Below are 23,254 nucleotides of genomic sequence, written 5' to 3' on the forward strand. Positions count from 1 at the left end.
CGCCCTACTGGCTCTGCACCGGCTTGGGCGGATGCGGTGCGGACCGGGTGGGCTTCTTGGCGGGCTTGGCCGCAGCGCGCGGCGGCGGAGTATCGACTGACTCAAGATACGCCGCGAGCGCCTTGGCCGAGTCCGAGCTGGTCGCGTAATGGTCCTTCAGGAACCAGGTTAACGTCAGGCTGAAGCGACCCTTGGCCAGGCCGCGCGGGCTGCGATGGCAGGTCGCGCAGCCCTCAGCGAAGAGCTTTGCGGGCGGCTTGCCGGCGTCGAGATTTTGCGCGGCGGCGACCGTCACCGTCAGAACAGCGGCGGCTGCAAAAGTCATCACGGGCACGATCCGATCGCGCCCCAGTCGAAACAGCGATCTCAAATGCCGTCCCCTCGCCCGCCCTTCGGTCACGCCGCCGACAGCTGATCGAACTCCGGCGGTGCGTAGGCCTTGCCGTCCTGGTCGGTGATGACGACCCGCCATCCCTCGCTCGCCCACACCTTCGCCTTCGCCACGATGAGCAGCCGGCTCTCGCGAGCGAAACTGTACTTCTCGTTGTCGCGTTCTGCGACCATCTTGTAGGCCAATTCGCATCCCCTTGCGTCGCCCTGCACCCGGCCTCCTCGTGGCAGCGGGCTTTGGCGGCAATTCGCCGGGAGCATGGCAATTTGGTGCCAACCGCAGGCGTGGCGCCGATGATCGGCGCCGGCGACCGGCGTCGAGCCGTGCCCCGCTGGGATGCGATTCCGGCCCGCCGCAGGTTTTCCCTGCGACGACGGGGCCGTCTACCAGCCGTGCTGGACCATGGCGTGCCGGATCGACCGCCGGGGGCGGCCCGTCACGGCAGCAACGGAACCGAGCGTCCCATGGCCGAGCCCCCGCTAGTGCACGCGGATGATGTGGGGTCGGCCGAGATCGATCAGCCCCTGCACCGCGGAGAGGCGGTCGTCGAGGGCTGCGATGGTGAGCAGCAGGTTGTTGCGACGCTCGTCGAGCATGCCCATCTCGGCGCCGGTGAGCTTTGTGCTCGTCCGTTCCTTGTGGATCCCTTCGAGGGATTCGCGCAGCCCGGCAATCAGGCCGGTCAGCTGTTTGGCCTCCTTCGTCATCGAACGCTTCGCGACATTTTGGCGGCGCGTCTCCGCCTGGCTCTGTCTCATATCATCCTCCCGTGCCCCGCTGCCCCGAGTGGATGCTTACACCTTTGGGTAGACATGTTACGATCGATGAAATCTGCCCGCGAAGATCTGACTTAAATTGTAAAGGCCTCGGCACGGCGAAGAAAAAGCCCGGCATCAGGGCCGGGCTTTTCCTTGCAAAGCTAGTGCTTCTGATGTCCGCCGGCGGGCCCGCCCGCCGGGGCGCCGCCGCCACGCGGGGCGGCATTGATATGCGGAGCACCACCCCCGCCGCCGTGCGGCATGGCAGGCGCGGCCGCGCGCGGCGCCGGCATCTGCGCACGGGCATTCATCGGCGAACCATGGCTCACGCTTGGCTGGGCGACATGCGGCGTCGCGGGACGTGCTGAAGGCGCGGCCGACGCACGCGGCGCTTCATGCGTGCGGGCCATCGGCTGCGCGCGCACCGGGGCGCGGGTCGCGGCCTGCTCACGCATCATGCGGGCTTGTGCATCACGCGGATTGCGGGTCTGCACATTGGTCCGCTCATGCGCGATGCGCTCACTTGGTCCAACGCGGGTCCGGTCGGGCGTAACCGCAGCGCCGCGCTTGGCGACCGCAGCGTCCCGCCTCGCGATCGCAGCGTCGCGCTTCGCGATCGCCGCATCGCGCTGTGTAGTCGCGGCGTCGCGCGTTAAGATCGCGGCGGCTCCCTTGCCGCGCACACCGCTGCGTTCGAGTGCGATCGCCCCGTCGCGCGTTGCCGCGCGGCCGATGCGGGCCGCACGCGGATCAATCGTCATCCGCGTCGCGACGCTCTGATGAGAGGTCCAGTAATTACTCCAATAGGCATGGCGTCGATACCAGGGACGTCCCCCATAGTAACTCGACCAATACGAGGTCAGCACGAAGGGAACGACGGGCACATCGATCTGGTCGACATAGTCGGGGAGATAGACGTAGTGATTGCGATAGAGATATTCGAGATATTGCGACGACACCCAGCCGCGATCATCGGAGAAGCTGACGTCGCACCAGGCATTGCCGCGCAGGCAGCCATGGATGTTGACGCGGGCGCCCCCGGGGATGCGATCGACCAGGGGAAAGCCTGAACCCGGCCCGGCGCGCAGGCCGGTCGAGACGGTGACGATGCCCGGCGCGGCCAATGCGGCTGTTGGCGCGAGCAGCAATGCGGCAACCAAAACGCTCTTGAATGTCATGGCGTGTTCCTCCTCTTTCGAGTCGGAACGCGCGGGCAGAACAGGCGTTCCGCACATGGCGCGCCCATCCATCGAAAGATTGAAACGCGTGCCGCGCGCGGTTCAATATTCATCCGCCGTTCATCGGCGCAACGCGTAAGCGGCGCTGGCGGACCGTCAGTCGACCTGCAATCAGTTGGCCTGCAACATGAACGCGTCGAAGTACGACGCAAGCCCGGCGAAGTCAGAGAGCGGCAGCACGTTCGCGACATACTGGTCCGGCCGCACCACGACCATGCAGCCGGCTTTCCGATCGATGCCGCGCATGGCGAAAACGTCCTGGCCGCTCTTGAGGTCCGGACAGAACATCTTCTCGTAGTCGTACAAGCCGTAACGGCCTTTGCTCGGAAGCAACATGGGCGACATCGCCTCGATCGCGAGTTCTCGATGATCCTGCTGAAACACCGCGCGCAGATCGATCACGCTGTCGATGTCGGAGCTTCGGGTCGTGTGTCGCCGGATCGGAGATTTCGGGGATTCCGCGAGAAAATTGCACAATTTACGAATGGCCGAGTCCGACGCTGCGGGATTTTCAGCAGGCGAAAACGCATAGATCCGGAAGCGGCCATCAGCCTGCGCGGCGTGGCCGAGATGAAACGGCTTGGCATCCGCCAGCCGTATCACCGGGGCGGAATGGAAGCGCTTGCCGATGACGAGGCCTTGCGCGAGGTACTGATGCGAGGCTGCACCAGTGAGGATCGATGGCGCGTAATGTGTCGCCGTGCCCGCGGTGTAGCGGCCATGCCTGACAAAATAGTCCTGCGTCCTGGCGGCGTCGGCGCCGCCCGCCTTTGCTGACGAAGCCAGAATCCCCGCCCACTCGCGATCAAAATCGATCAGCTCTTTCGCAACCGCCTGACGCTCCGCCGAATAGGAATGCAGCAGGTGTGGGGCGCACTGCTTCCGGAGGACGGCGGCAAGCTTCCAGCCGAGATTGAAGGCATCCTGCATCGAGACGTTCATGCCCTGCCCGGCTTTCGGACTGTGGGTATGGCAGGCATCGCCGGCGATGAAGATGCGCGGCAGCCGCGTTGCGATCTCGGCTTCCGGCACGTCGTCGAACTTGTCGGTGAGACGCTGGCCGATCTCGTAGACCGACCACCAGGCGATCTCCTTCACGTCCAGCGTATGGGGCTTCAGAATCCTCTGCGCTTTCGCAATCACGTCATCGGCGGTGATGTTGCGGCTGGCGACGCGCTCGCCGACATCGAGCTTGGCGAGCTCGACATAGATGCGGACCATGTAGCCGCCTTCGCGCGGAATGATCAGCAGGCTGCCGTCCTTCGCCGATTGGATCAGCGATTTGAAGCGGATGTCCGGAAAATCGGTCACCGCCAGCACGTCCATCACGCCCCAGGCGTGGTTGGCGGAATCGCCATGCAGCTCGCGCCCGATCGACTTGCGCACGGTGCTGCGCGCGCCATCGCAGCCGACGACATAGCGCGCCTTGATCGTCTCGACCTTGCCCTCGCTTCCGACATCAACGCGTTCGAGGCGCGCGGTCACGGCATGGTCGGCCGGACCCGCGTCCGGATCGACCTCGAGGTCGAGCAGGCGGCGGCTGTAATGTGGGGCGAGCTTGGCCGGCGATTTGCGCATCACGTCCAGAAAGCCGTCATGGATGCGCGCTTGGTTGAGGATGACATGCGGGAATTCGGACAGGCCGTCCTCGACGTCCTGCACCCTTCCGCTGCGGACGATGGTCTCGGGCAGGCGCTCGTCCGGCTTCCAGAATGTCGTCTCGTTGACCCAATAGGCCTCCTTCAGCACGCGCTCGCTGAAGCCGTAGGCGTGAAACATTTCCATGGTGCGGCAGGCGATGCCGTCGGCCTGCCCGACCAGCAAGCGATCCGGCTTCTGCTCGACGATGCAGGTCTTGATGTCGGGGAATTGCGCGAGCTGGGCAGCGAGCGTGAGGCCCGCAGGACCGCAGCCGACGATGAGGACATCGACCTCGCCAGGCACGGCGCCCGCCGCGCCCGGGGCCTGAACGCGCTCGGCGGGGTCGGCAATGTCAGGGTCGCCCGGCTGAAATCCATTCAGATGGAATTGCATGAGCCTCTCCCGTCAACCTGTTTTGATATTGCTCAGTATGCTGACTATCAGTATACTTGTCAACGATCGCGCACCGCCCCGCCTTCGAGGAGAATTCGGTGAAAGACAACAACGACATGCCCGGGCATCTGGCACGCCGGTTCCAGCAGATCGCCGTCGCGGTGTTCCTGGCCGAGGTCGAGGATGCCGGCTTCGATCTCACGCCGGTGCAATACGCCGCGCTCGCGACCATCAAGGCCAATCCGGGGCTCGACCAGGTGACGCTGGCAGGCTTGATCGCCTATGACCGCACCACCATCACCGGCGTGATCGACCGCCTCGTGCAGAAGGGACTGGCCGAGCGCCGCGCTTCCAGCCGCGATCGCCGCGCCCGCGAGCTCGAGATCACCGACGAAGGCCGGCGCACGCTGCGCAAGATCACCCCAGCCGTGGAATCGGCCCAGCGCATCCTGCTGCGTGGTCTCAGCGCAAAAGAGGGCGAGGATCTGATGCGGCTGCTGCGCAAGGCGATTGCCGCCGGCAACGATCTGAGCCGCGCACCGCTGCGCGAAACTCCGGTATGATACGGTATGTTTGCCCGCAATTGTCGCAGGGCTGCGAAACCTTGAACTAACCTTCGGCTGCTACGGTCCGCAACATTCTGCGCTTAACGCGCGATTAACTTTGCGCTTCGGGGGTTCGGATGTTCAGGTTTCTCATCGCGGCCGCAGCCATCGCACTCACGTCCGGCCATGCGCTCGCAAACGGCCATGGCGGCGGCGACCCTCCTCCGCCCAAGCCTGAAGCGACGGTCGCGCCGGCGAAGGTTGTTCTGACCAAGCAGGGACCCAAGCTCGTCGATCTCAAGGGCATGACGCTCTACACTTACGAGCGCGACACCACGGGAAAGACGTCGAACTGCAACGGCAAGTGCACCGAGAGCTGGGTGCCGCTCGCCGCGACGGCCGACGCCAAGGCGGTCGGCGACTTCACCGTGATCAGCCGCGACGACGGCAGCAGGATGTGGGCGTATCGCTATCGCCCGCTCTACACCTCCCCCGCCGACAAGACGCCGGGTGAAGCCAACGGCAATGCGACGACGCTGCAATGGCGCGTTGCCCGGCCTGAGAACTAGAGCGAGATCGTCACCGGTTGTCGCGACCGGTCGGGCCGGCCAGTTCGTTCGGAACGGGCCTGAAGGCCGGCATATCTGCGCTCGGCTGAAGCGGCTTGATCTCGGCATCCACCACCACGGGCCCGGTCGCGAACCAGAGCACCGCCACGGCCGCGATTGCCAATCCCGCGCCAAGCGCCGCAAGCTCTTTCATGTCTCCGTCCCAGGCGATCAGTTGCTGAGGATGACGCCATGTTGGTGGCGCGACGGATGATCGGCATCGACCAGCGTGTTCGGATCGGTCGCGATCACGGCTTCCGGTAGCGGCATCGGCTCGAGGCCGGCGAAGCGGCGGTAGATCGCGCCCATGACAGCCCCGCAGAATGCTGCCGGCACCACGAGAAAGGCAAGCAGTGGCACCGCGAACGCAAGCAACAGCATGCAGGCGAACGCCGCAACGCCGCCAATCGCCGCGTACTCCCATGCGTTGCGGCGGCTCATCGCTCGCGCGGCGTGGTGAACGCAGAGCATGAAGATGCTCGAAGGAATGACAGAGATTACCATCATGACCATGAAGGTCTGCGCCGGGATCACCGCCGCGAAGATATGTGCGGTGCTCTTGTCGCCGAAACCGTTCATCAGCAGCGGCACCAACGTGTAGGGCAGCAGAGTTGCGAGCACCGTCGGTATCAGCGCGGCGATGATGATGCCCGCGAAGGACGTGCGGACGCGGACCGGCCCGTTGAACGCCAGCGGCAGCGGCTTTCCTGACGCGTCGGCAGCGGAAGCATCCACGGCTGCGCGCGCAACAGGGCTCAGCCCGGCGAACTGGCCGTAGAGGAAGCCACCGATCATTCCCGCAATGGTCGGCAACAGCCCGATTGTCATCACTGTGCCGTCGCCGGGCGCCGTCAGCTGGATGTGGTTGCGGATCGCAATGCCGTAGCTCACCGCCGCCATGACGCCGCCCATCAGGCCGTAGGCGGGCCGGCTGGAGACCGTCCATTGCCGCAGCACAATATGTCCGGCGAACAGCAAGGCGGCGTTCATCGCCATGCGGCCAGCATACAGCACCAGGATCTGATCCGGCGCGGGCACCCCCACCGGATCGTTCACCTGTCCGCCCGCGAGGGCATAGACCAGCAGCACGGCTTCGACGATGGCCAGCGGAATCAGCGCTGCGAACAACGCGCGCGGCGAATTCTTCACGAGATACATGCGAGCAACCCCTTGCTCGCTGCACGCTAGGCGCGAGACGTTAGAGACCGCGCAAGACAATGGCTAAAATTGTCCGCAAGCAGCGCGCCGGACGTGCACGCCCTGCGAGCCTTCACCCGCGCCAGCGCGCGCCCGTCTCGGCCTGCGCGTTCTGTCCGGGCGGCAGCACCACGACCATCGAATTGAGCTTCACCCGGTCGTAGAGATCGATCACGTCCTCGTTGCGCATCCGGATGCAGCCGGACGAGATCGCCTGCCCGATATATTCCGGCTGGTTGGTGCCGTGGATGCGGTAGAGCGTGTCCTTGTTGCCGGAATAGAGATAGATGCCCCGCGCGCCCAAGGGATTGGCGGGACCGCCGGGAACGCGCGCCGGATACGGCCCGAGCCGCGCCTGGATATCTGCTGTCGGAACCCAGTCCGGCCATTCCGCCAGACGGCCGACCCGCGCGACGCCGGAGAACGCCATGGCTTCCTCGCCGACCGCGACCCCGTAGCGGATCGCCTTGCCCCCAGGCAGCACGTAATAGAGGTAGCGCGCGTCGGTATCGACCAGAATGGTACCTGGTTGCTCCTTGCGCTGGTAGTCGACGACGTGACGGAGATATTGCTCGGGCACATTCGCTTGCGCGTAAGGCGTGTGCGCAAGCAACTGCCGGTCGCGCGGCGTCATGCTCGCGTCGGTCGACGGCGAAAGCGTGGCCTGCATGCAGCCGCCCAGCGGCAGCAAGGCAACGACGAACAAAGCGATTAAAGATCTTGGCACCGCCGGCCCCCGATAGCGGATAGCAGCGCCCCCAGCATCCCCAGATGCTGCCAAAATCGTGCTGAAAACAAGGCAGCGCGGAACACGTGCGCGTGTTCAACAAAAGGGGTTCCATCACCACAAACGGCAGAAGACAGTCGCATCATCTCCATCCCCTCGCCTTGCTTTGGTCAAACCCGGCTGGACTCGTGCGTCATCATGCGAGGCTCATCCGGTTGGGATGGGCTCGCCCCAATAGATCGGCTCGCGCCAATGCGGACGACCAGTATTTCAAGCGCCCGGCCTTCGAACACCGGGCTTCAAAGGAGCTGCGATGCTCGCGACGCTGAACCCCAAGCAAATCGTCGATGAGATCGTGAAGGACACGGTCAAGGACAACGATCCGCACGACGCGATTCAGATTTCGCCCGACATTGTGCTGGCCTCGCGCCCCGTCAGCGTTGCGCCCGCGCTCGCGCCTGACATCGCGACGCGTCCGGAGCCGAAATTCGCGCCGGAGCCCAAACCCTTGCTCGATCGCAAAATCTCCATTGAGCCCAAGTTCAGTCCCGTCTCGGAGCCGCAGGCGGCGCCCCCGCCCTCTGTCGACACGGCCGTCCGTGTCGCGGCGAGCGATGGTCTCGGTCCGCGGAAGCGATCCGCCGCGGGCAAGTGGCTGCGCGGCGCTTTCGTCACGTTTCTGTTTGCAGGCGGCAGTGCAGCCGCCACCATCGCGTGGGAGAAGCACGGCGACACCGCCAAACAGATGCTCGCCGAATGGACACCGGCATTGACGTCGCTGCTGCCGTCGACATCGCAGACCGCGCCGGTCGCTGCCGCACAGGCCGCGCCGCCCGCGGAACAGGCCGCCCCGCCCGTAGCGCAACCGGCAACCGATCAAACCGCCGATCAATCTGCGACGCCACCCGCAGTCCAGGTCGCGGCCGCCACACCCGCAGCGACGCAGCCCGATGCAGCGCAGTCGGTGCAAGCGATGACGCGCGACCTCGCCGCGATGGCGCAGCAGATCGAAACGCTCAAGGCCAACATCGCCGAGTTGAAGGCCGGACAGGAGCAGATGGCGCGCGAGATGGCAAAACCGCCTGCGCCGAAGCCGGTAGCTGAGGTCAAGCCCGTTGATCCGCGCGCACGTGCTGCTGCGGTCCCACCGCGAGCTCCGTCACCGCCGCCGGTTCGCAAACCGAAGCCGGTCGTGTCGCACACCTACATGCCGGCCTATTCGCCCGCGCCGCTCGCAGCTCCGCCGCCGCCTTCGCAGGCTGCCGCGATGCCGCCGCCGGCCGCACCTGTTACCACGACCCAAGCAGTCGCGGATGACGACGGACCGGTCGTGCGTCCGCCGATGCCGTTGCGCTAGACTGAGACCGCGCAAGCAGCACGACGCGCTGCGACCACTCGCGTACGCTGTCCGAGTCGATGTGATGCGTTGAGTCCGGACAATTACGGAAAGCGATTTTTCTCGCTCAAGAGAAAAGGCCGTCGGGATCTATGCCGGCGGCCTTCTCTTGCAGCTGCCGGTTCCCGGAGCCCGGTTCTGCTGCAATTCCATGCCTTATGATCACGCCAACATATTTAATTAAATGTTAAGGCCGTCACACGTTGCACATCATTTCTGCGCCATAAGCACAGAGATTGCGCGGTCCGTTCATCGGTAGATGTCGACTCAGTGGTACCATCCGACATGTGTTGAGACTTCCACTGAAGCTCATCTCGTCACACCGGGGAATTCGGATGCCGTACTACTCTTTCGATCTTGTGGTTGGTGGAGAGTTCAGGAACCAGGGCGGAATCATCCTCGAAGACATCGAGGTTGCCTCCGATCGTGCCGACCAGCTCGCCACCGAGCTGTCGCAGGTGAAGCCGGAGCTGCAGCAGAAGGGTTGCGCGGTGCGCGTCACCGATCGCGACGACAACGAGCTTTACCGCACGCCGCTCGATCCCGTGCCGGCCTGGCGCCGCTGACTACTCGTCAAGCGCGGGCGGTTCGAACCAGTTCGTCAGCGACAATCCTCCGTCGACGACGAAGGCTGCGCCGGTGACGTAAGCGGAGAGCTTGTTCGACAATACGATGAGCGCCATCGGCGCAAGGTCATTGGCCTCGCCGAGACGCCCGAGTGGAATGTGCCGCGCCAGCGCGGGGTCCGCAACGAACCCGCCGGCGGCGATCGCGCCGGGCACCAGCGCATTGACGCGGATGTCGTGGCGGCCGAACGTCTTGGCCAACTCCTTCACCAGCATCGCCATCGCCGCCTTCGCCGTCGAATAATGCGGCAGGTTGCGCGGCGTGCCCGCATGCAGCGAGGTGAGGAACAGGAACGAGCCCGGCCGCTTCGCCGCGATCAGCCGCTTTGCGAGTTCGCGCGCCAGGTGAAAGCCGGCATCGAGATTGACGGCATGCATCTGCTGCCAGATCCTGCGATCGACCGCGAGCGCATGATCGGCCTCTCGCCGCGGCGGCGAAGCGCTGTGGACGAAATGCGTGATCCCGCCCAACGCTGCGTCCGCGGCGGCAAGCAGCGCGTCGCACGCATCCAATTCGGCGAGATCGCCGACCCAGGGCACCGCCAGCTCGGGCCTCTTGCTCGCGCCGATCGCGGCGTTCACCCGCTCCGCGCTGATGTCGGCGAACACGGTCCGGACGCCCTCGCCGACCAGGGCCTGCGCGATGGCGCGCCCGATGCCGTTGCCCGCGCCGGTGACGAGCGCTGTGTCACGGGTAGGATCGAACGGCGTGCTGAACAGGCTCATGTCCCTCTCCGAGGCCGGGATGCGGGCCACGATAGCGCACCGCGCCGGGGCGCGACAAATTCGCCCCGATACCATTGCGGAGCAGCCCGGCGGACGCTAGCCTCCCAAAAAAATGGAGGAGATACCAAGGATGCGCTACGGTTTCCTGATGGCTGGCCTGTTGCTGATCGCCGCTCCGGCCCAGGCCGAGGACCATCTACGCTCGACCTATGTGACCCTGGTCCTGCAGGCCTTTGCCACCAAGGTCGAATGTCCGGGCACGGACGTCGTCTACCAGGATCTCGTGCAGAAGGCGCAGCAGATGAAGCTGCCTGACGGCACCACCGAGAAGGTGCGCAAGGCGATTGCCTGGATGCACACCGGCGGCAAGATGGGCGAGAAGCAGGACGACGATCTGATGGCCGAGGTCGCGGTGGCGACCCAGGCGACCGATCTCAACCAGCGCCGCCTCGGCATGCCCAACTGGTGCGAGGCCCAGAAGACCAACCTCGCCGGCCTGATCCGGGCCAAGGGCGGCTAGCAAGCCGGCTGTCGCGGCGTTAAGCACACCGCGGCGGAACCCTCGTTTCGGCCAATAATCGTCACATTCCTCGCCAGCATGCGGACTCCTTTCGCACAGGAGAAGCCCAATGCGGATGACGCATCTCATGGTCGCCGGCGTGCTCGCGATGAGCGCAACGCTGGGCGCCCCGGCACAGGCAAAGAATTCCGACGCCCAAAAGGGCGAGGACAAATCGACCTCGTCGTCCTCGTGCAGCGCCTATCAGCAGGCGCCGGACGGATCGTGGGAACAGCTCCCCTGCAGGGAGGCGGGCGAGCGCGGCCAGCCGCAGACGCAGCATCGATCCCCGTCACGAGGGCCGGATCGAGAGGAACGCTGAAGTGATTCCGGTCCAGCGATCAGCTGTGGGCCGGCCCGCGGATGATCCTCATGGCGTCGGCGATGTGACGCCATTCCTTGGCCTCATCGGCCTCGCCGCGGCCCTCGCAGGCCTGGGCCTGCTCAGCGGCCTTCGCAATCGCAGCAAAACCATGCCGTTCGAGCATCTGCCGCGCGACGGTGTGGACCTGGACCTCGGACATCATGGGCGCTCTCCCGTCTGACCAGACCGCAGGCCGCATCGCTCCCGCGGTCGTTGACAACGATTGAGGGCGGGACCTCGTTCCGCACCGTCCCTATGGTCCCAAAACAAAGGCGGCCCGCTATGCCCAGCGGACCGCCTTCTCACCCACCCCAAAGCTGGAGTTCGTCGGCCGCGTCCCCTATGCGACCGCCGCTTTCTTGCGATCGAAGTCGTTGGGCACCTCGATATCGACCTCCAGGGTCGATACGTCGTCGCCACGCTCGAGCCGGACGATGACCTTGGTCGGGTCAAGCGTGACATGCTTGGACACGACGGCGAGAATTTCCTCACGCAGCACCCCGAGCAGATCGGGTTGGCCACGCATTCCGCGTTCATGGGCAAGCAGGATCTGCAGCCGCTCGCGAGCGACGGGTGCAGAGGCCTTTTTGCCGCGGAGAAGCCGAAGCAGACCCATGCTCATGCAGCCCTCCGTCGCAGCAGACGATCCATAAAACGCTTACGCTCAGTCGGAACCTGCATCGGCACGGTGTCGCCGCACAGCCGGCGCGCCGCGTCGATATAGGCCCGCGCCGGTGCGCCGTCCGCGTTCGACAGCGTCACCGGTGTGCCGACATTGGAGGCCTTCAAAACGTCCTGGCTCTCGGGGATGATGCCGAGCAAGGGCGTTGCGAGGATTTCCAGGATGTCGTCGATGGTCAGCATCTCGCCGCGCGCGGCCCGCGAGGGGTCGTAGCGGGTGATGAGAATGTGCTTCTCGACGCGCTCGCCCTTCTCGGCCCGCACCGTCTTGGAATCGAGCATGCCGATGATGCGGTCGGAATCGCGCACCGAAGAGACTTCCGGATTGGTGACGATCACGGCCTCGTCGGCAAAGCGCATCGCCATGGAGGCGCCGCGCTCGATGCCGGCGGGGCTGTCGCAGATCACCCAGTCGAAACGGCTGCGCAGATCGTCGATGACCTTGCCGACGCCCTCTTCCGTCAGCGCATCCTTATCGCGGGTTTGCGAGGCTGGGAGCAGCCAGAGGTTTTCCAGCCGCTTGTCCTTGATCAGCGCCTGCGGCAGCTTTGCAACGCCCTGCACCACGTTGATGAGGTCGAACACGACGCGGCGTTCGGCGCCCATCACGAGGTCGAGGTTGCGCAGGCCGACGTCGAAGTCGACGACGACGACCTTGTCGCCGCGTTGCGCCAGCGCGGCCCCCAGCGCGGCGGTCGTCGTGGTCTTGCCGACGCCCCCCTTGCCTGATGTCACGACCAGTACCTTTGCCATTTCTGAAATCTCCTTCTGGTCAGTTCAGCGCGGTAATTCGCATGGTGTTGCCCTGCAGCCAGGCCTGGGCCGGCTTGCCGCGCAGGGCCTCGTCGATATCGTCGGCGGTCTGATAAAACCCATCGATTGCAAGCAGTTCGGCTTCGATCTTCTGGCAATAGATGCGCGCGCTCGTGCGACCGTTCACGCCCGCCATGGCGCGGCCGCGTAGCGCGCCATAGACGTGGATGGAACCGCCGGCGACGACTTCGGCACCCGAGCCGACCGAGCCGAGGATGGTGACGTCGCCTTCGGGAAAGATCACGGTCTGGCCCGATCGAATTGGGTTCTCCAGCAGCAGCGATGTCGGCTTGGCCTCGGACTTCGTCTCGGCCTTCTTCGGCGCGTTCGGCTCGATCACGCAGCTGCGCCCTCCTGAGAGCAGCGGCGGCATCATCGGGGTCAGCTTCGCCTCCTCAACACCCTCGATGCCGAGCACGCGGATGTTGCGGTCCTGAAGGCTCGTGAGCAAATGGCCGATCCCGGACTGGCTGAGATCGACCGAGGACAGGTCGATCACCACGGGCCGGCCGGCAAAGAAGCCCGGCGAGCGCGCAATGGTGGCGTCGATCTCGTGAAGCCAGTCCTGCACCGGGACCGTCGGCGTGAACACGAAGGCCACATAGGAGCGCCCGCGCAGGCGCACCATTTGGCGTTGAGGTTTGACTGCAGCCTCCATATCGGCCGACTCGTTTCCCAGTTATTGAATGGTTAACGATGCGGCGGATATGGTTAACGGCCGGTTAATTTCTCCGTGGGTTACCCGTCCCAAACTGTCATCGCCCCCGAAGGCGGGCGATCCAGTACTCAGAGACCCTATGGGATCGTCGAAAGGCCGCGGCGTACTGGATGCCCCGGTCAAGCCGGGGCATGACACCGCTGTGTGGGGGCCAAGATGCCCTCCCTACTTCCTCACCTTGCTCGCATCCATCTTGATATTCGGATCGAGCATCTTCGTCGTGAACGCCGTCGTCACATCGAACGGCTTTTCCATGCCGAGATAGGTCTGGACCAACTCGTAGTCCTTCTTCATCCGCTCGCCATCGATCCAGCCGAGACCCTTGGTGGTGGTGAACTCGTCGGTCATCAGGAACTTGATGCGCTCCCACTGGCGCTCCTGGTTCGCCTGGTCGAGACCGGAGACCTGGTCGAGCAGCGCTTTCAGGCACGGCGCGACGTCGGCAACGCAGGCCGCAAAGGCCTTCTGCGTGACGCGCACGAACTCTTCGACGACCTTCGGATTCTTCTGCAAGTAGGCGCCGTTGACGATCAACGAATTGCCGTAAGGGTTGAGCCCGATGTCCTTCCAGTTGACGTAGCCGAGGTCCTGGCCGAACTCGATCACCTTCAGATCGTGCTCGTTGTAGAAGTCGCTGATGATGTCGACGGTGTGGCTCTTCAATGCCGCGATCTTCGCGGTCGGCCCGACATTGACGAAGCCGACGGCATCGGGCGCAAGCCCGGCGGCCTTGGCAAAAGCCGGCCACATCACGCGCGAGGCATCGCCGGGCGGATTGCCGATCTTGTGGCCGGCAAAGTCCTTAACGCCGTTCACGCCGTAGCTCTTCAGCCAGTAGAAGGTTTGCCCGGTATTGGCATAGACGCTCATCACCGCGACCGTGTCGGCGCCCTTGCTCTTGGCCACCAGCATGGTGGCGAGATCGGCGACGCCGAAGGGCGAGCCGCCGGAGCCGACCTTGGCGGCGGAAACGCCCGAGCCCTTGCCGGTCTCGATCGTGAGGTCGATGCCCGCCTTCTCGTACCAGCCCTGAGCCTTGGCATAATAATACGGCGCGTGATCGGCCGTCGGCGTCCAGTTCAGGATCAGATTGACCGCTTCGCCCGCATGCGCGGGCGCCGCGGCTGCACCGAGCATCAGGGTCAAGACCAGGGCCGAGCCCGCCGCCTGCAAACGCTTCATCGCATCTCTCCTCATTGCCGCGACCCGGCTTGTCGCTCTCCCCTTGTGAGGATACCAATGCAACAAGCCCGCCCTCAACTTGTCAACTGTTTGGTTGGAAATGCCCGCAAAACGATCTGGCGACACCGTGCCGCAGCGCCGCGACCCCGTCGCCACCCGCAACAAGCTGCTGACCGCGGCGCGCCTGGAATTTGCCCGGCACGGCTTTGCGGGCGCCCGCGTCGACGAGATCGCCGAGCGCGCCGGCGTCAACAAGCAGCTCGTCTACCACTATTTCGGAGACAAGGACGCGCTTTACCTCGCCGTACTCGAATGGGTCTATGAGGACATCCGCGAGCAGGAGCGCAAGCTCAATCTCGAAGGCCTGCCGCCGGAGAAGGCGATCCGCAAGCTGATCGAGGCTTCGTTCGACCATCTGGCCGCACACCCTGATTTCATCGTGCTTTTGAACGACGAGAACCGCGGCGGCGCCCGCCACGTCCGCGGCTCGACGCGGCTGGAAGCCATGCACTCCCCGCTGGTGAAGAGTGTCTCCCACATTCTCAACGAGGGGGTGCGCGCGGGCGTGTTCCGCAAGGGCGTCGACCCCGTCCAGCTCTATATCTCCATTGCGGGCCTCAGCTATTTCTTCTTCTCCAACACGCCGACGCTGTCGGCGATCTTCGGCAAGGACCTGTCGAGCCGCACTGCACGGCGCGCCCGCCGCCGCCATGTCGCCGATTTGGTACTGCAGTCGCTCCGGCCCTAATCAACCAACTGGTTGAAACTTCCCCGGAAGGCGGCTAGGCTTGCGACCTGCGGCATCGCCGCCGCGCCAACAGGGAGCAATCGGTGGCAGGAGACAGCGCACGCGCCTCGCGCAGCTTTGCGATCATCCTGATCGTGCACCTCGGCGTGCTCGTGCTCTGGCAGGTCGCGGTCGATGCCTTTCACGTGCCGAAATTCATCCTGCCCTCCCCGCTGGCGACGGTGCAGACGCTGGGAACCGCGAGCTACGCCTGGGGCGCCAATACGCTGGTGACAGCGGTCGAGATCCTCGGCGGCTTCGCGCTCGGCGCCTTCGTCGGCGTCGCGCTGGCCGTGATCTTCAGCTGGGCGCCGCTGCTCAGCCTCGTGCTGCTGCCGCTGTTCGTGACGCTGAACATGATCCCGAAGGTCGCGCTCGGCCCGCTCTTCATCGTCTGGTTCTCCTACGGCATCATCCCGAACATCCTGATCGCCTTCAGCATCTGCTTCTTTCCGATCCTGCTCACCACCGCGCGGGGCCTGCGCGAGGTCGAGCCGGACCTGCTCGATCTCGTCAAATCCCTGCGCGGCTCGCGCTGGACGCTGTTCCGCAAGATCCAGCTGCCGGGATCGCTGCCTTACGTGTTCTCCGGCATGAAGGTCGGCGCCATCCTGGCGGTTGCCGGCGCCATCGTCGGCGAGTTCATCGCCTCCGAGCGCGGGCTCGGCTACCTCATGATCCAGGTGCAGTCGGCGCTCGACACGCCCGCGATGGTGATGGCCGTCGTGCTGCTGACGCTGCTCGGGGTCGCTCTCTACGGCCTCGTCCTGATCCTCGAACGCATGTTCGTGGTCGGTGACGCAAGGCAAACCTGACAACGGCAGAACCAAGGGACAAATCCATGCTGCTCACCCGCCAGACGCTGCCGAAGACCATCCCCGATATCGCAGCCCTCGACGAGTTGCTGTGCCGTCCGACGCAAGCGCTGATCGACGACCTCGCCAAGGTCGAGGGCGACATCATGATCCTCGGCGTCGGCGGCAAGATGGGCCCGACGCTGGCCGGGCTCGCCAAGGCCGCCGCGCCCGATCGCCGGATCATCGGCGTGGCCCGCTTCAGCGACGCCGGCGTGAAGGACTGGCTGCACGCGCGCGGCGTCGAAACCATCAATTGCGACCTGATGGACGAGAAGGCAATTGCGGCGCTGCCGAAGGCGCCCAACATCGTCTTCATGGCCGGCCGCAAGTTCGGCGCCGAGGGCGATCTGTCGCTGACCTGGGCGATGAACGCGCATGTGCCGGCGCTGGTGGCACAGGCCTTCCCGTCCTCGCGCATCGTGGCGTTCTCGACCGGCTGCATCTATCCCTTCGTCCCCATCGACGGCAAAGGCTCGACCGAGGAGATGGCACCGAACCCGCCCGGCGAGTACGCCCAGTCCTGCGTCGGCCGCGAGCGGATGTTCGAGTATTTCTCGCACAAATTCGCAACGCCGGGCCGGCTATTCCGTCTCAACTACGCGATCGACATGCGCTATGGCGTGTTGCACGACATCGCGACGAAAGTGCTTGGCGGCACGCCGATCGACGTCAGCCTCGGCCATGTCAATTTCATCTGGCAGGGCGATGCCTCGGCGCAGGCGCTGCGCTGCCTCGCTCATTGCACGACACCGACCTCGCCGATCAATGTCAGCGGCCACGAGATTCTGGCGGTGCGCGATCTCGCCCAAAGTTTCGGCGCAAGGTTCGGCCGCGCGCCGGTGCTGACCGGCAAGGAAGAGCCGACGGCATGGCTGACCGACACGTCGAAGGCGGTCGAGCTGTTCGGCCTTCCGGTCGTCGACACCGAGCAGCTGATCGGCTGGACCGCCGATTGGGTCTCGCGCGCCATGCCGAGCCTCGGCAAGCCCACCAAATACGAGGTGCGCGATGGCCGTTACTGACGCCCCGCACATCGTCCAGCTCGGCGTCGACGACGCGACCGCGGGGCTGGCGTTGTCGACGGAAGCGCACTGGAACCAGACCGACGAGGATTGGCGCATCTTCCTGCGCGACGGCGTCGTGTTCGGCATTCGCGACGGCATGCGGCTGGTCGCAACCGCAGCACTGCTGCCCTATTCCGGCAACAACGCCTGGATCAGCATGGTGCTGGTATCAGGCACGCATCGCCGCCGTGGCCTTGCCACCCGTCTCGTCGACGCCTGCCTGGAGACGGCGCGTCAGAACGGCCTGACCAGCTGGCTCGATGCCACGCCGGACGGCGCCGCCGTTTACGGACCGCTGGGGTTTACTCCGACCCTGCAATTGCGCCGCCTGAAGCTGATGAAGCCTGCGCGGGCCGAAGCGCCGCCATCGTCATCCGCGACGCTCGATGCGCTTCGTATACGGGACCGGCGGGCCACCGGTTTCGACCGGACCGCCCTCCTCTCCGCCTTCGCACAGCGTTCCGGCTCGCGCATCGTCGGTGCGAACGGCGCCATCGCACTGGTTCGCGACGGCCGGACCGCTCGCCATATCGGCCCGTTGTTGGCCGACAATGCCGCGGCAGCTCTGGCGCTCGTTGACGCGATCGTGCGTTCCGAGACCAGCCCGCTCCTGCTCGACGTCGTCGCGTCGCAAGATGCGTTCCTGGAAGGACTGACCGCAGTCGGCTGGACCATCGAACGGCCGTTCCAGCGCATGCGGTTCGGCCCCGCCACCGTCACGGGCGAGGAAATGCCATTCGCCGTCGCCGGCCCTGAATTCGGATAGGACATCATGCATCACAGCCAGATCAACAGCGACATCCGCAACCTGATCACTGAGGGCACCGTGATACCGGCGCATCCGCTCGCGCTCACCGCCGAGCGCCAGCTCGACAAGACGCATCAGCGTGCGCTGACGCGCTATTACATCGACGCCGGCTCTGGCGGCCTTGCCGTCGGCGTGCACACGACGCAGTTCGCGATCCGCGACGTCGGTCTCTACCGTCCGGTGCTCGAGCTCGCCGCCGAGACCGCGGCGAGCTGGACCAGGCGACCGCTGGCGATGGTCGCAGGCCTCGCGGGTCCGACAAACCAGGCGGTCACCGAAGCCCGCACCGCGCGCGACATCGGCTATCATGCCGGCCTGCTCAGCCTCGCCGCGATGAAGAGCGCCTCCGAGGACGAGATCATCGCGCACTGCACGGCAGTCGCCGCCGAGATCCCGCTGGTCGGCTTCTATCTTCAGCCGGCCGTCGGCGGCGTCATTCTCTCCGCCCGGTTCTGGCAGCGCTTCGCATCGATCGACAATGTCATCGCGATCAAGATCGCGCCGTTCAACCGCTATCGTACCCTCGACGTCCTGCGCGGCGTCGCGGCCGCCGGCGCGCTCGACCGCGTCGCGCTCTACACCGGCAATGACGACCACATCCTGCTCGATCTGATGCTGCCGTTCGATCTGCGCGACAACGGCGTCACCACGCGCACCTACTTCAAGGGCGGCCTGCTCGGCCATTGGTCGGTGTGGACGGCCAGTGCGATCAAGCAGTTCGAGCGCTGCAAGGCGGCGCGGCACAAGGACAGCGTGCCGGCCGACCTGCTGGCACTCGATGCCCGCGTCACCGACTGCAACAGCGCCTTCTTCGACGTCGCCAACAACTTCCACGGCTGCATCGCCGGCTGCCATGAGGTGCTGCGGCGCCAGGGCCTGATGCAAGGCCTGTGGTGCCTCGATCCGAACGAGGGCCTCAGCCCGGGCCAGAAAGAGGAGATCGACCGCGTCACGCGCGAGCACGCCGATCTCAGCGACGATGCCTTCGTTGCCGCCAATCGGGACAAGTGGCTGGCATGAGCCCTGCCCCCTTCATCAGCCTGCAGGGCGTCCGCAAGGTCTATCGCAGCGGCGGCGCCGAATTCCTGGCGGTGTCCGACGTCACCATGGACGTGCAGGAAGGTGAGCTGGTCTCGCTGGTCGGCCCGTCCGGCTGCGGCAAGACCACGGTGATGAAGATCCTGGCCGGCCTGCACGGCGCCGACGGCGGCACGGTGAAGATCGGCAACGCCAACAGCCCGTTCGATCCGACCCGCGACATCGGCATGGTGTTCCAGCAGGCCTTGCTGCTGAAATGGCGGACGATCCTGGACAATGTGCTGCTGCCGGCCGAGATCGTCGGCCTGCCGATGAAGGCCGCGCGCGAGCGGGCGCGCGATCTTCTCAACCTCGTGGGCCTCGCCGGCTTTGAGCAGAAATATCCGCAGCAGCTCTCCGGCGGCATGCAGCAGCGCACCGCGATCGCGCGCGCCTTCATTCACGATCCAAAGCTGATCCTGATGGACGAGCCGTTCGGCGCGCTGGACGCGCTGACGCGCGAGCAGATGAATCTGGAGATGCTGCGGATCTGGCGAGAGAGCGGCAAGACCATCATCTTCGTCACGCATTCGATCCAGGAAGCCGTGTTCCTGTCGTCGCACTGCGCGGTGCTGACGGCGGGACCTGCGAAGATGGCCGACTATTTCCCGATCGACCTGCCCTTCCCGCGCGACCTGCCGCTGAAGACGACCGATGCGTTCGGCGCCTATGCAAGGCGGATCTACGCGAAGCTGGGGCTTGGGGCGGCGTAGGGCCGCTTGCTCAGGTCCCGTAAGGTGGGCAAAGCGAAGCGTGCCCACCATTGCAAGCGGCACAAAGAACGTGGGCACGGCGCAAGTGCGCCTTTGCCCACCCTACGAGAGCGCGGCGCGATCGCGGCACCGCGCCCTCCTCACAATCAGCTCTTGTTGCGCATCTTGCTGAGCAGATAGTTGTCGTAGAAGTTCTCCGCGATCTGCGTATAGAACAGCAGCTCCTTCATATACGCGTCGTGGCTTTCCTTGGTCCGCTTGAACAGGTCGCTCTTGGCGGCGAGCTCGTTCAGATGCTCCTGGGTGGCGTTGTAACAGGCCTCCAGCACCGGTTGCGGGAACGCCCTCAGCTCCGCGCCGTTGGCGATCAGCCGCTTCAGCGCCGCCGGATTCACGCTGTCGTATTTCTCGAGCATCCATGCGCCGGCCGCCGCGCCGGCCTGGTTGACGATCGCCTGATACTGCTTGGGCAGCGACGCCCATTTCTCGTCGTTGACGATCATGTGCAGCATCGCGCCGCCTTCCCACCAGCCCGGGAAGTAATAGTACTTGGCGACCTTCTGGAAGCCGAGCTTCTCGTCGTCATAGGGGCCGACGAACTCGACCGCGTCGATCGTGCCCTTCTCCAGCGCCGGATAGATGTCGCCGCCTGCGATCTGCTGCGGCACGACGCCGAGCTTGGCAAGCACGTGGCCGCCCATGCCCGCGATGCGGAATTTGAGGCCCTTGAGATCGTCGACGGTCTTGATCTCCTTGCGGAACCAGCCGCCCATCTGGGTGCCGGAATTGCCGCAGAGGATGGCGTGCGCCTTGAACGGTTTCAGCGCCTCGTTGGTGAGATCGGCGCCGCCGCCGAAGTGCCACCACGATTCCTGATGGCGGTGATTCATGCCGAACGGCGCGCCGGTGGCGTAGGCCAGCGCCGGCTCCTTGCCGATGTAGAAATAGAGCGGGGTCTGCGCCATCTCCACCGATGCGGTGCTGACGGCATCGAGCGCCTGCAGGCCCGGAACGATCTCGCCCGCGCCGAAGGTCTGGATCTGGAATTTGTTGTCGGTGGCCTCAGCGACGTATTTCGCGAAGGTCTGCGCCGTGCCGTAGATGGTGTCGAGCGACTTCGGGAAGCTCGACGTCAGGCGCCATTTGATCTCGGGCGCGCTCTGCGCGATCGCAGGTGCGGCAACCAGCGACGTCGCGCCGGCGACCGCGCCGCCCTTGAGGAATGTACGGCGTTTCATGATGGGGTCTCTCCCTGAACTAAATTTCAGACATGGGCTTGCGGCGACGATCTCCGCGGACCGTTTGCCCGTTCGCAAAGCAGAGTTCAAGATGCGCGAGGAGATGGCCCTGTAGCCTGGATGGAGCGGAGCGAAATCCAGGAATCGTGCCACAAGCGACAGGGGTCCCGGACTACGCTGCGCTCCATCCGAGCTACGAGACTATGAGCTGAAGGGCTTCAGAGCAGCTTGGCGCTGACGAACAGCGCGCGCACGGCGTTGGTTGCCTGCACCGCCAGCATCGCGTTACCGGCTGCGCCTTCCAGAGCCTCGACGGCGTCCTCGTGCAGGGAGCGGAATTCCATCCATTCGACCGACTTGAAGTTGGTCAGGAATTGATAGGCCTGACCGACGGTCGCGATCGCCAACGTGTCGCCGTTCAGCTTGATCTTGAACGTCGTACGCAGCGGGGTCTCGGAACTTGATGGATCACTCATGGGCTGCTTCTGGACGATGACGGCTTAACGAAGGGGAAACGGCAGCCCCGCCGCAGCAGGCGAATATCAAGAGTCGGTGCTGGCGCGCTGCGAGGCAGTCGCAGATCCGCTCAGACTCGGCACCACGACCAGGCGGTTGAACTCGCCATTGTCGTAAGCCTTGAGGAAGCGATCATAGTCCTTGATCGAGACGCAGCCGTTGGAATCGCCGCGCGGCCCGAGCATGTAATTGTGGGTGAGAAGGCCGACGCGGCCGAGCGCGCTGGTGCCATCGGTGGGCGTCAGGCGCAGCGCGCGGACACCGTGGAACAGCTTCTCGCGCGGCTTCAGGTCGTAGGTTGCGGGCGGGGTCGCGCCGACCATGCGCTGGTCGACATGATTGGGGTCGTCCATCAGCGCGCCCATGCCGGAATGGGCTTCCAGCGCGACGCCGCTCGGCAGGTAAAGTGCCTTGGCCTTGATGTCATAGACCGCCGTACGCGAATCGTAGCCGAGAGCGGCCAGATCTGGCGCCTTGCCGAACAGGCCGTCGCTGGGCGTCAGCGAGGCGAGCCTGATCTTGTCGGTGAATTTTTCGAAGAAGTTGCGGTTGTCGACCTTGGGGTTGGTCTCCGCATAGGCCTGGCTGGAGGCGATCTGGGCGGAGAAGTCCGCCTGGGTCGGGCGCGAGCGCGGCATCGGGATGGCGTCGGCACGCTGCGAGGGCCTCGTCTCGTCGACCACGTGCCGGTCATCATCGGTCAGGGTCGTGCGCCAATCGTCGCCCTGGAGCTTCTGGGCGAGCATCGCCTTGGCGTCGCGGAGCTTGAGCTGGACCGCACTCAGGGCGGAACGCTCCATCGTCCGCAGGCCGAGCTCGCGGGCGGGCGGGTTGCCGGACGCCGACGCGAAACGGTCCTCGAAAGAAGGGGCATTGGCCGGCGGCAGCGCAGCAGTGATTAGCGGGGTCGAATTGCCAAAATTCGAATTCCCGATGTCAGTGACCCAGGCGGCGGCGCCAAGCGCCATCGCGACGGCGGCCAGAGACAGCAGAACTCTCTCGGCTCGCCCGACACGGCGGCGCGACAACAGCCTCTCGGCATGTGCTGCGTCGGAAACCATCAGATCCCCAAATCGACCCCCGGGGGGCCCAACCCCCGCCCGGAGACTCTATACCAGCTACCACATTGGGAGCCAAAAGTTAGGCATAATCGCGGCCGGCAAGGCCCTCTAAGGTATCCAATGACCGATCCTTTCGATCTAGAGCGCTTCGTAACGGCCCAGAATCCGGTTTTTCGCGACGTCCAGGGGGAGCTGGCCCGGGGCCGGAAGCAGACTCACTGGATGTGGTTCGTCTTCCCTCAGATCGCCGGCCTCGGCTTCAGCACCATGTCGCAGCGCTACGCCATCGGCTCCCCCGCAGAGGCCAAGGCCTATCTCGCCCATCCCGTGCTCGGGGCGCGCCTGATCGAATGCACCGGGCTGGTGCTCGCGGTTCAGGGCCGGAGCATCAACGCGATCCTCGGCGCGCCGGACGATTCCAAATTCCGCTCGTCGATGACGCTGTTCGGCGCGGTCTCCGATGAGCCCGTGTTCGGCGAGGCGCTCGCCCGCTATTTCGCAGGCGAACGCGACGCCTCGACGCTGGAAATCCTTGCCACCCTCGGTCGCTAAGCCAGGCGCGCACCCGCG

General features: G+C 65.1%; 30 protein-coding genes. 13 read left to right on the forward strand and 17 right to left on the reverse strand.

What is annotated here, in order from left to right:
- Positions 1-4 precede the first annotated feature (4 nt).
- The 5 genes from GGD67_RS01550 to GGD67_RS01570 form a co-directional block, all read right to left on the reverse strand.
- Positions 5-325 carry a hypothetical protein gene (locus GGD67_RS01550; protein ID WP_179731385.1) on the reverse strand — a complete coding sequence of 107 codons (321 nt, stop codon included), beginning with the start codon at positions 323-325 and terminating at the stop codon, positions 5-7.
- A gap of 71 nt (positions 326-396) precedes the next feature.
- Complete coding sequence (locus tag GGD67_RS01555; protein ID WP_018322958.1) at positions 397-603, reverse strand: hypothetical protein; 207 nt, start codon at positions 601-603, stop codon at positions 397-399.
- A gap of 267 nt (positions 604-870) precedes the next feature.
- Positions 871-1,098, reverse strand: coding sequence for a hypothetical protein (locus GGD67_RS01560; protein WP_244550826.1), 228 nt, complete (start codon positions 1,096-1,098; stop codon positions 871-873).
- Between the two features lie 212 nt (positions 1,099-1,310).
- Positions 1,311-2,327, reverse strand: a complete 1,017-nt coding sequence (locus tag GGD67_RS01565; protein ID WP_179730625.1) for an SH3 domain-containing protein — start codon at positions 2,325-2,327, stop codon at positions 1,311-1,313.
- A gap of 171 nt (positions 2,328-2,498) precedes the next feature.
- Positions 2,499-4,421 (reverse strand): FAD-binding monooxygenase, encoded by a 1,923-nt coding sequence (locus GGD67_RS01570; protein ID WP_179730626.1) that lies wholly within the window; start codon positions 4,419-4,421, stop codon positions 2,499-2,501.
- Between the two features lie 98 nt (positions 4,422-4,519).
- Between GGD67_RS01570 and GGD67_RS01575 the strand changes: the two genes are divergently transcribed.
- Both GGD67_RS01575 and GGD67_RS01580 read left to right on the forward strand, forming a co-directional pair.
- The gene (locus tag GGD67_RS01575) at positions 4,520-4,984 is read left to right on the forward strand and encodes a MarR family winged helix-turn-helix transcriptional regulator (RefSeq protein WP_026202849.1); all 465 of its coding nucleotides are present in this window, start codon (positions 4,520-4,522) and stop codon (positions 4,982-4,984) included.
- Between the two features lie 119 nt (positions 4,985-5,103).
- A complete protein-coding gene (locus GGD67_RS01580; protein ID WP_018322953.1) occupies positions 5,104-5,535 on the forward strand; it encodes a hypothetical protein in 432 nt (143 codons plus the stop codon).
- Between the two features lie 10 nt (positions 5,536-5,545).
- Here GGD67_RS01580 and GGD67_RS01585 read toward each other — a convergent pair whose 3' ends face one another.
- From GGD67_RS01585 to GGD67_RS01595, 3 genes are all read right to left on the reverse strand, one after another.
- Positions 5,546-5,728, reverse strand: a complete 183-nt coding sequence (locus tag GGD67_RS01585; RefSeq protein ID WP_018322952.1) for a hypothetical protein — start codon at positions 5,726-5,728, stop codon at positions 5,546-5,548.
- Positions 5,729-5,745: 17 nt separating this feature from the next.
- Positions 5,746-6,732: a hypothetical protein gene (locus GGD67_RS01590; protein ID WP_179730627.1), complete on the reverse strand. Its 987-nt coding sequence runs from the start codon at positions 6,730-6,732 to the stop codon at positions 5,746-5,748.
- 112 nt (positions 6,733-6,844) lie between these two features.
- Positions 6,845-7,441, reverse strand: a complete 597-nt coding sequence (locus GGD67_RS01595) for a L,D-transpeptidase (protein ID WP_177237477.1) — start codon at positions 7,439-7,441, stop codon at positions 6,845-6,847.
- Positions 7,442-7,811: 370 nt separating this feature from the next.
- On the opposite strand from GGD67_RS01595, the gene GGD67_RS01600 reads away from it, so the two are divergent.
- Together GGD67_RS01600 and GGD67_RS01605 are read left to right on the forward strand one after the other, a co-directional pair.
- Complete coding sequence (locus GGD67_RS01600; RefSeq protein WP_092262002.1) at positions 7,812-8,855, forward strand: hypothetical protein; 1,044 nt, start codon at positions 7,812-7,814, stop codon at positions 8,853-8,855.
- A 374-nt stretch (positions 8,856-9,229) separates the two neighbouring features.
- On the forward strand, positions 9,230-9,460 hold the full coding sequence (locus tag GGD67_RS01605) for a DUF6894 family protein (protein ID WP_018322949.1): 231 nt from the start codon (positions 9,230-9,232) through the stop codon (positions 9,458-9,460).
- Here GGD67_RS01605 and GGD67_RS01610 read toward each other — a convergent pair whose 3' ends face one another.
- A complete protein-coding gene (locus GGD67_RS01610) occupies positions 9,461-10,246 on the reverse strand; it encodes an SDR family NAD(P)-dependent oxidoreductase (protein ID WP_179730628.1) in 786 nt (261 codons plus the stop codon). It lies immediately after the preceding gene.
- Between the two features lie 130 nt (positions 10,247-10,376).
- On the opposite strand from GGD67_RS01610, the gene GGD67_RS01615 reads away from it, so the two are divergent.
- Complete coding sequence (locus GGD67_RS01615; protein ID WP_092262000.1) at positions 10,377-10,766, forward strand: hypothetical protein; 390 nt, start codon at positions 10,377-10,379, stop codon at positions 10,764-10,766.
- Between the two features lie 109 nt (positions 10,767-10,875).
- Positions 10,876-11,127 (forward strand): hypothetical protein, encoded by a 252-nt coding sequence (locus tag GGD67_RS01620; RefSeq protein ID WP_179730629.1) that lies wholly within the window; start codon positions 10,876-10,878, stop codon positions 11,125-11,127.
- Positions 11,128-11,146: 19 nt separating this feature from the next.
- Here GGD67_RS01620 and GGD67_RS01625 read toward each other — a convergent pair whose 3' ends face one another.
- The 5 genes from GGD67_RS01625 to GGD67_RS01645 form a co-directional block, all read right to left on the reverse strand.
- Positions 11,147-11,332, reverse strand: a complete 186-nt coding sequence (locus GGD67_RS01625) for a hypothetical protein (RefSeq protein WP_018322945.1) — start codon at positions 11,330-11,332, stop codon at positions 11,147-11,149.
- A 177-nt stretch (positions 11,333-11,509) separates the two neighbouring features.
- Positions 11,510-11,791, reverse strand: coding sequence for a cell division topological specificity factor MinE (gene minE, locus GGD67_RS01630; RefSeq protein ID WP_018322944.1), 282 nt, complete (start codon positions 11,789-11,791; stop codon positions 11,510-11,512).
- Positions 11,788-12,603, reverse strand: a complete 816-nt coding sequence (gene minD, locus GGD67_RS01635; protein WP_018322943.1) for a septum site-determining protein MinD — start codon at positions 12,601-12,603, stop codon at positions 11,788-11,790. The genes minE and minD overlap by 4 nt, the downstream gene beginning before the upstream one ends.
- A 19-nt stretch (positions 12,604-12,622) precedes the next feature.
- Entirely contained in the window at positions 12,623-13,321 is a 699-nt protein-coding gene (minC, locus tag GGD67_RS01640; RefSeq protein ID WP_179730630.1) for a septum site-determining protein MinC, read from the reverse strand.
- Between the two features lie 225 nt (positions 13,322-13,546).
- Positions 13,547-14,563, reverse strand: a complete 1,017-nt coding sequence (locus GGD67_RS01645) for an ABC transporter substrate-binding protein (protein WP_179730631.1) — start codon at positions 14,561-14,563, stop codon at positions 13,547-13,549.
- A 100-nt stretch (positions 14,564-14,663) separates the two neighbouring features.
- On the opposite strand from GGD67_RS01645, the gene GGD67_RS01650 reads away from it, so the two are divergent.
- The 6 genes from GGD67_RS01650 (at position 14,664) to GGD67_RS01675 (ending at position 19,869) form a co-directional block, all read left to right on the forward strand.
- Positions 14,664-15,311 carry a TetR/AcrR family transcriptional regulator gene (locus GGD67_RS01650; protein ID WP_018322940.1) on the forward strand — a complete coding sequence of 216 codons (648 nt, stop codon included), beginning with the start codon at positions 14,664-14,666 and terminating at the stop codon, positions 15,309-15,311.
- 83 nt (positions 15,312-15,394) lie between these two features.
- Positions 15,395-16,165: an ABC transporter permease gene (locus GGD67_RS01655; protein WP_018322939.1), complete on the forward strand. Its 771-nt coding sequence runs from the start codon at positions 15,395-15,397 to the stop codon at positions 16,163-16,165.
- A gap of 26 nt (positions 16,166-16,191) precedes the next feature.
- A complete protein-coding gene (locus tag GGD67_RS01660) occupies positions 16,192-17,229 on the forward strand; it encodes an NAD(P)-dependent oxidoreductase (protein ID WP_179730632.1) in 1,038 nt (345 codons plus the stop codon).
- Entirely contained in the window at positions 17,216-18,037 is an 822-nt protein-coding gene (locus tag GGD67_RS01665; RefSeq protein WP_179730633.1) for a GNAT family N-acetyltransferase, read from the forward strand. Before GGD67_RS01660 ends, GGD67_RS01665 begins: the two co-directional genes overlap by 14 nt.
- A 6-nt stretch (positions 18,038-18,043) precedes the next feature.
- Entirely contained in the window at positions 18,044-19,099 is a 1,056-nt protein-coding gene (locus tag GGD67_RS01670; protein ID WP_179730634.1) for a dihydrodipicolinate synthase family protein, read from the forward strand.
- Positions 19,096-19,869, forward strand: a complete 774-nt coding sequence (locus tag GGD67_RS01675; RefSeq protein WP_177237472.1) for an ABC transporter ATP-binding protein — start codon at positions 19,096-19,098, stop codon at positions 19,867-19,869. The genes GGD67_RS01670 and GGD67_RS01675 overlap by 4 nt, the downstream gene beginning before the upstream one ends.
- Before the next feature lie 146 nt (positions 19,870-20,015).
- Here the strand turns inward: GGD67_RS01675 and GGD67_RS01680 are convergent, their stop codons facing one another.
- The 3 genes from GGD67_RS01680 to GGD67_RS01690 all read right to left on the reverse strand — a co-directional run bounded on the left by GGD67_RS01680 (position 20,016) and on the right by GGD67_RS01690 (position 22,615).
- Complete coding sequence (locus tag GGD67_RS01680) at positions 20,016-21,107, reverse strand: TRAP transporter substrate-binding protein (protein ID WP_179730635.1); 1,092 nt, start codon at positions 21,105-21,107, stop codon at positions 20,016-20,018.
- Positions 21,108-21,325: 218 nt separating this feature from the next.
- The gene (locus GGD67_RS01685) at positions 21,326-21,583 is read right to left on the reverse strand and encodes a hypothetical protein (protein ID WP_018322933.1); all 258 of its coding nucleotides are present in this window, start codon (positions 21,581-21,583) and stop codon (positions 21,326-21,328) included.
- 66 nt (positions 21,584-21,649) lie between these two features.
- Positions 21,650-22,615, reverse strand: coding sequence for a DUF2778 domain-containing protein (locus GGD67_RS01690; RefSeq protein WP_026202846.1), 966 nt, complete (start codon positions 22,613-22,615; stop codon positions 21,650-21,652).
- A 189-nt stretch (positions 22,616-22,804) separates the two neighbouring features.
- Here GGD67_RS01690 and GGD67_RS01695 point away from each other — a divergent pair, with 189 nt between their 5' ends.
- Positions 22,805-23,236, forward strand: a complete 432-nt coding sequence (locus GGD67_RS01695) for a DUF1810 domain-containing protein (RefSeq protein ID WP_179730636.1) — start codon at positions 22,805-22,807, stop codon at positions 23,234-23,236.
- Positions 23,237-23,254: the final 18 nt, after the last annotated feature.

It is taken from the genome of Bradyrhizobium sp. IAR9 (assembly GCF_013408065.1).
In the GTDB taxonomy this organism is placed as follows: domain Bacteria; phylum Pseudomonadota; class Alphaproteobacteria; order Rhizobiales; family Xanthobacteraceae; genus Bradyrhizobium.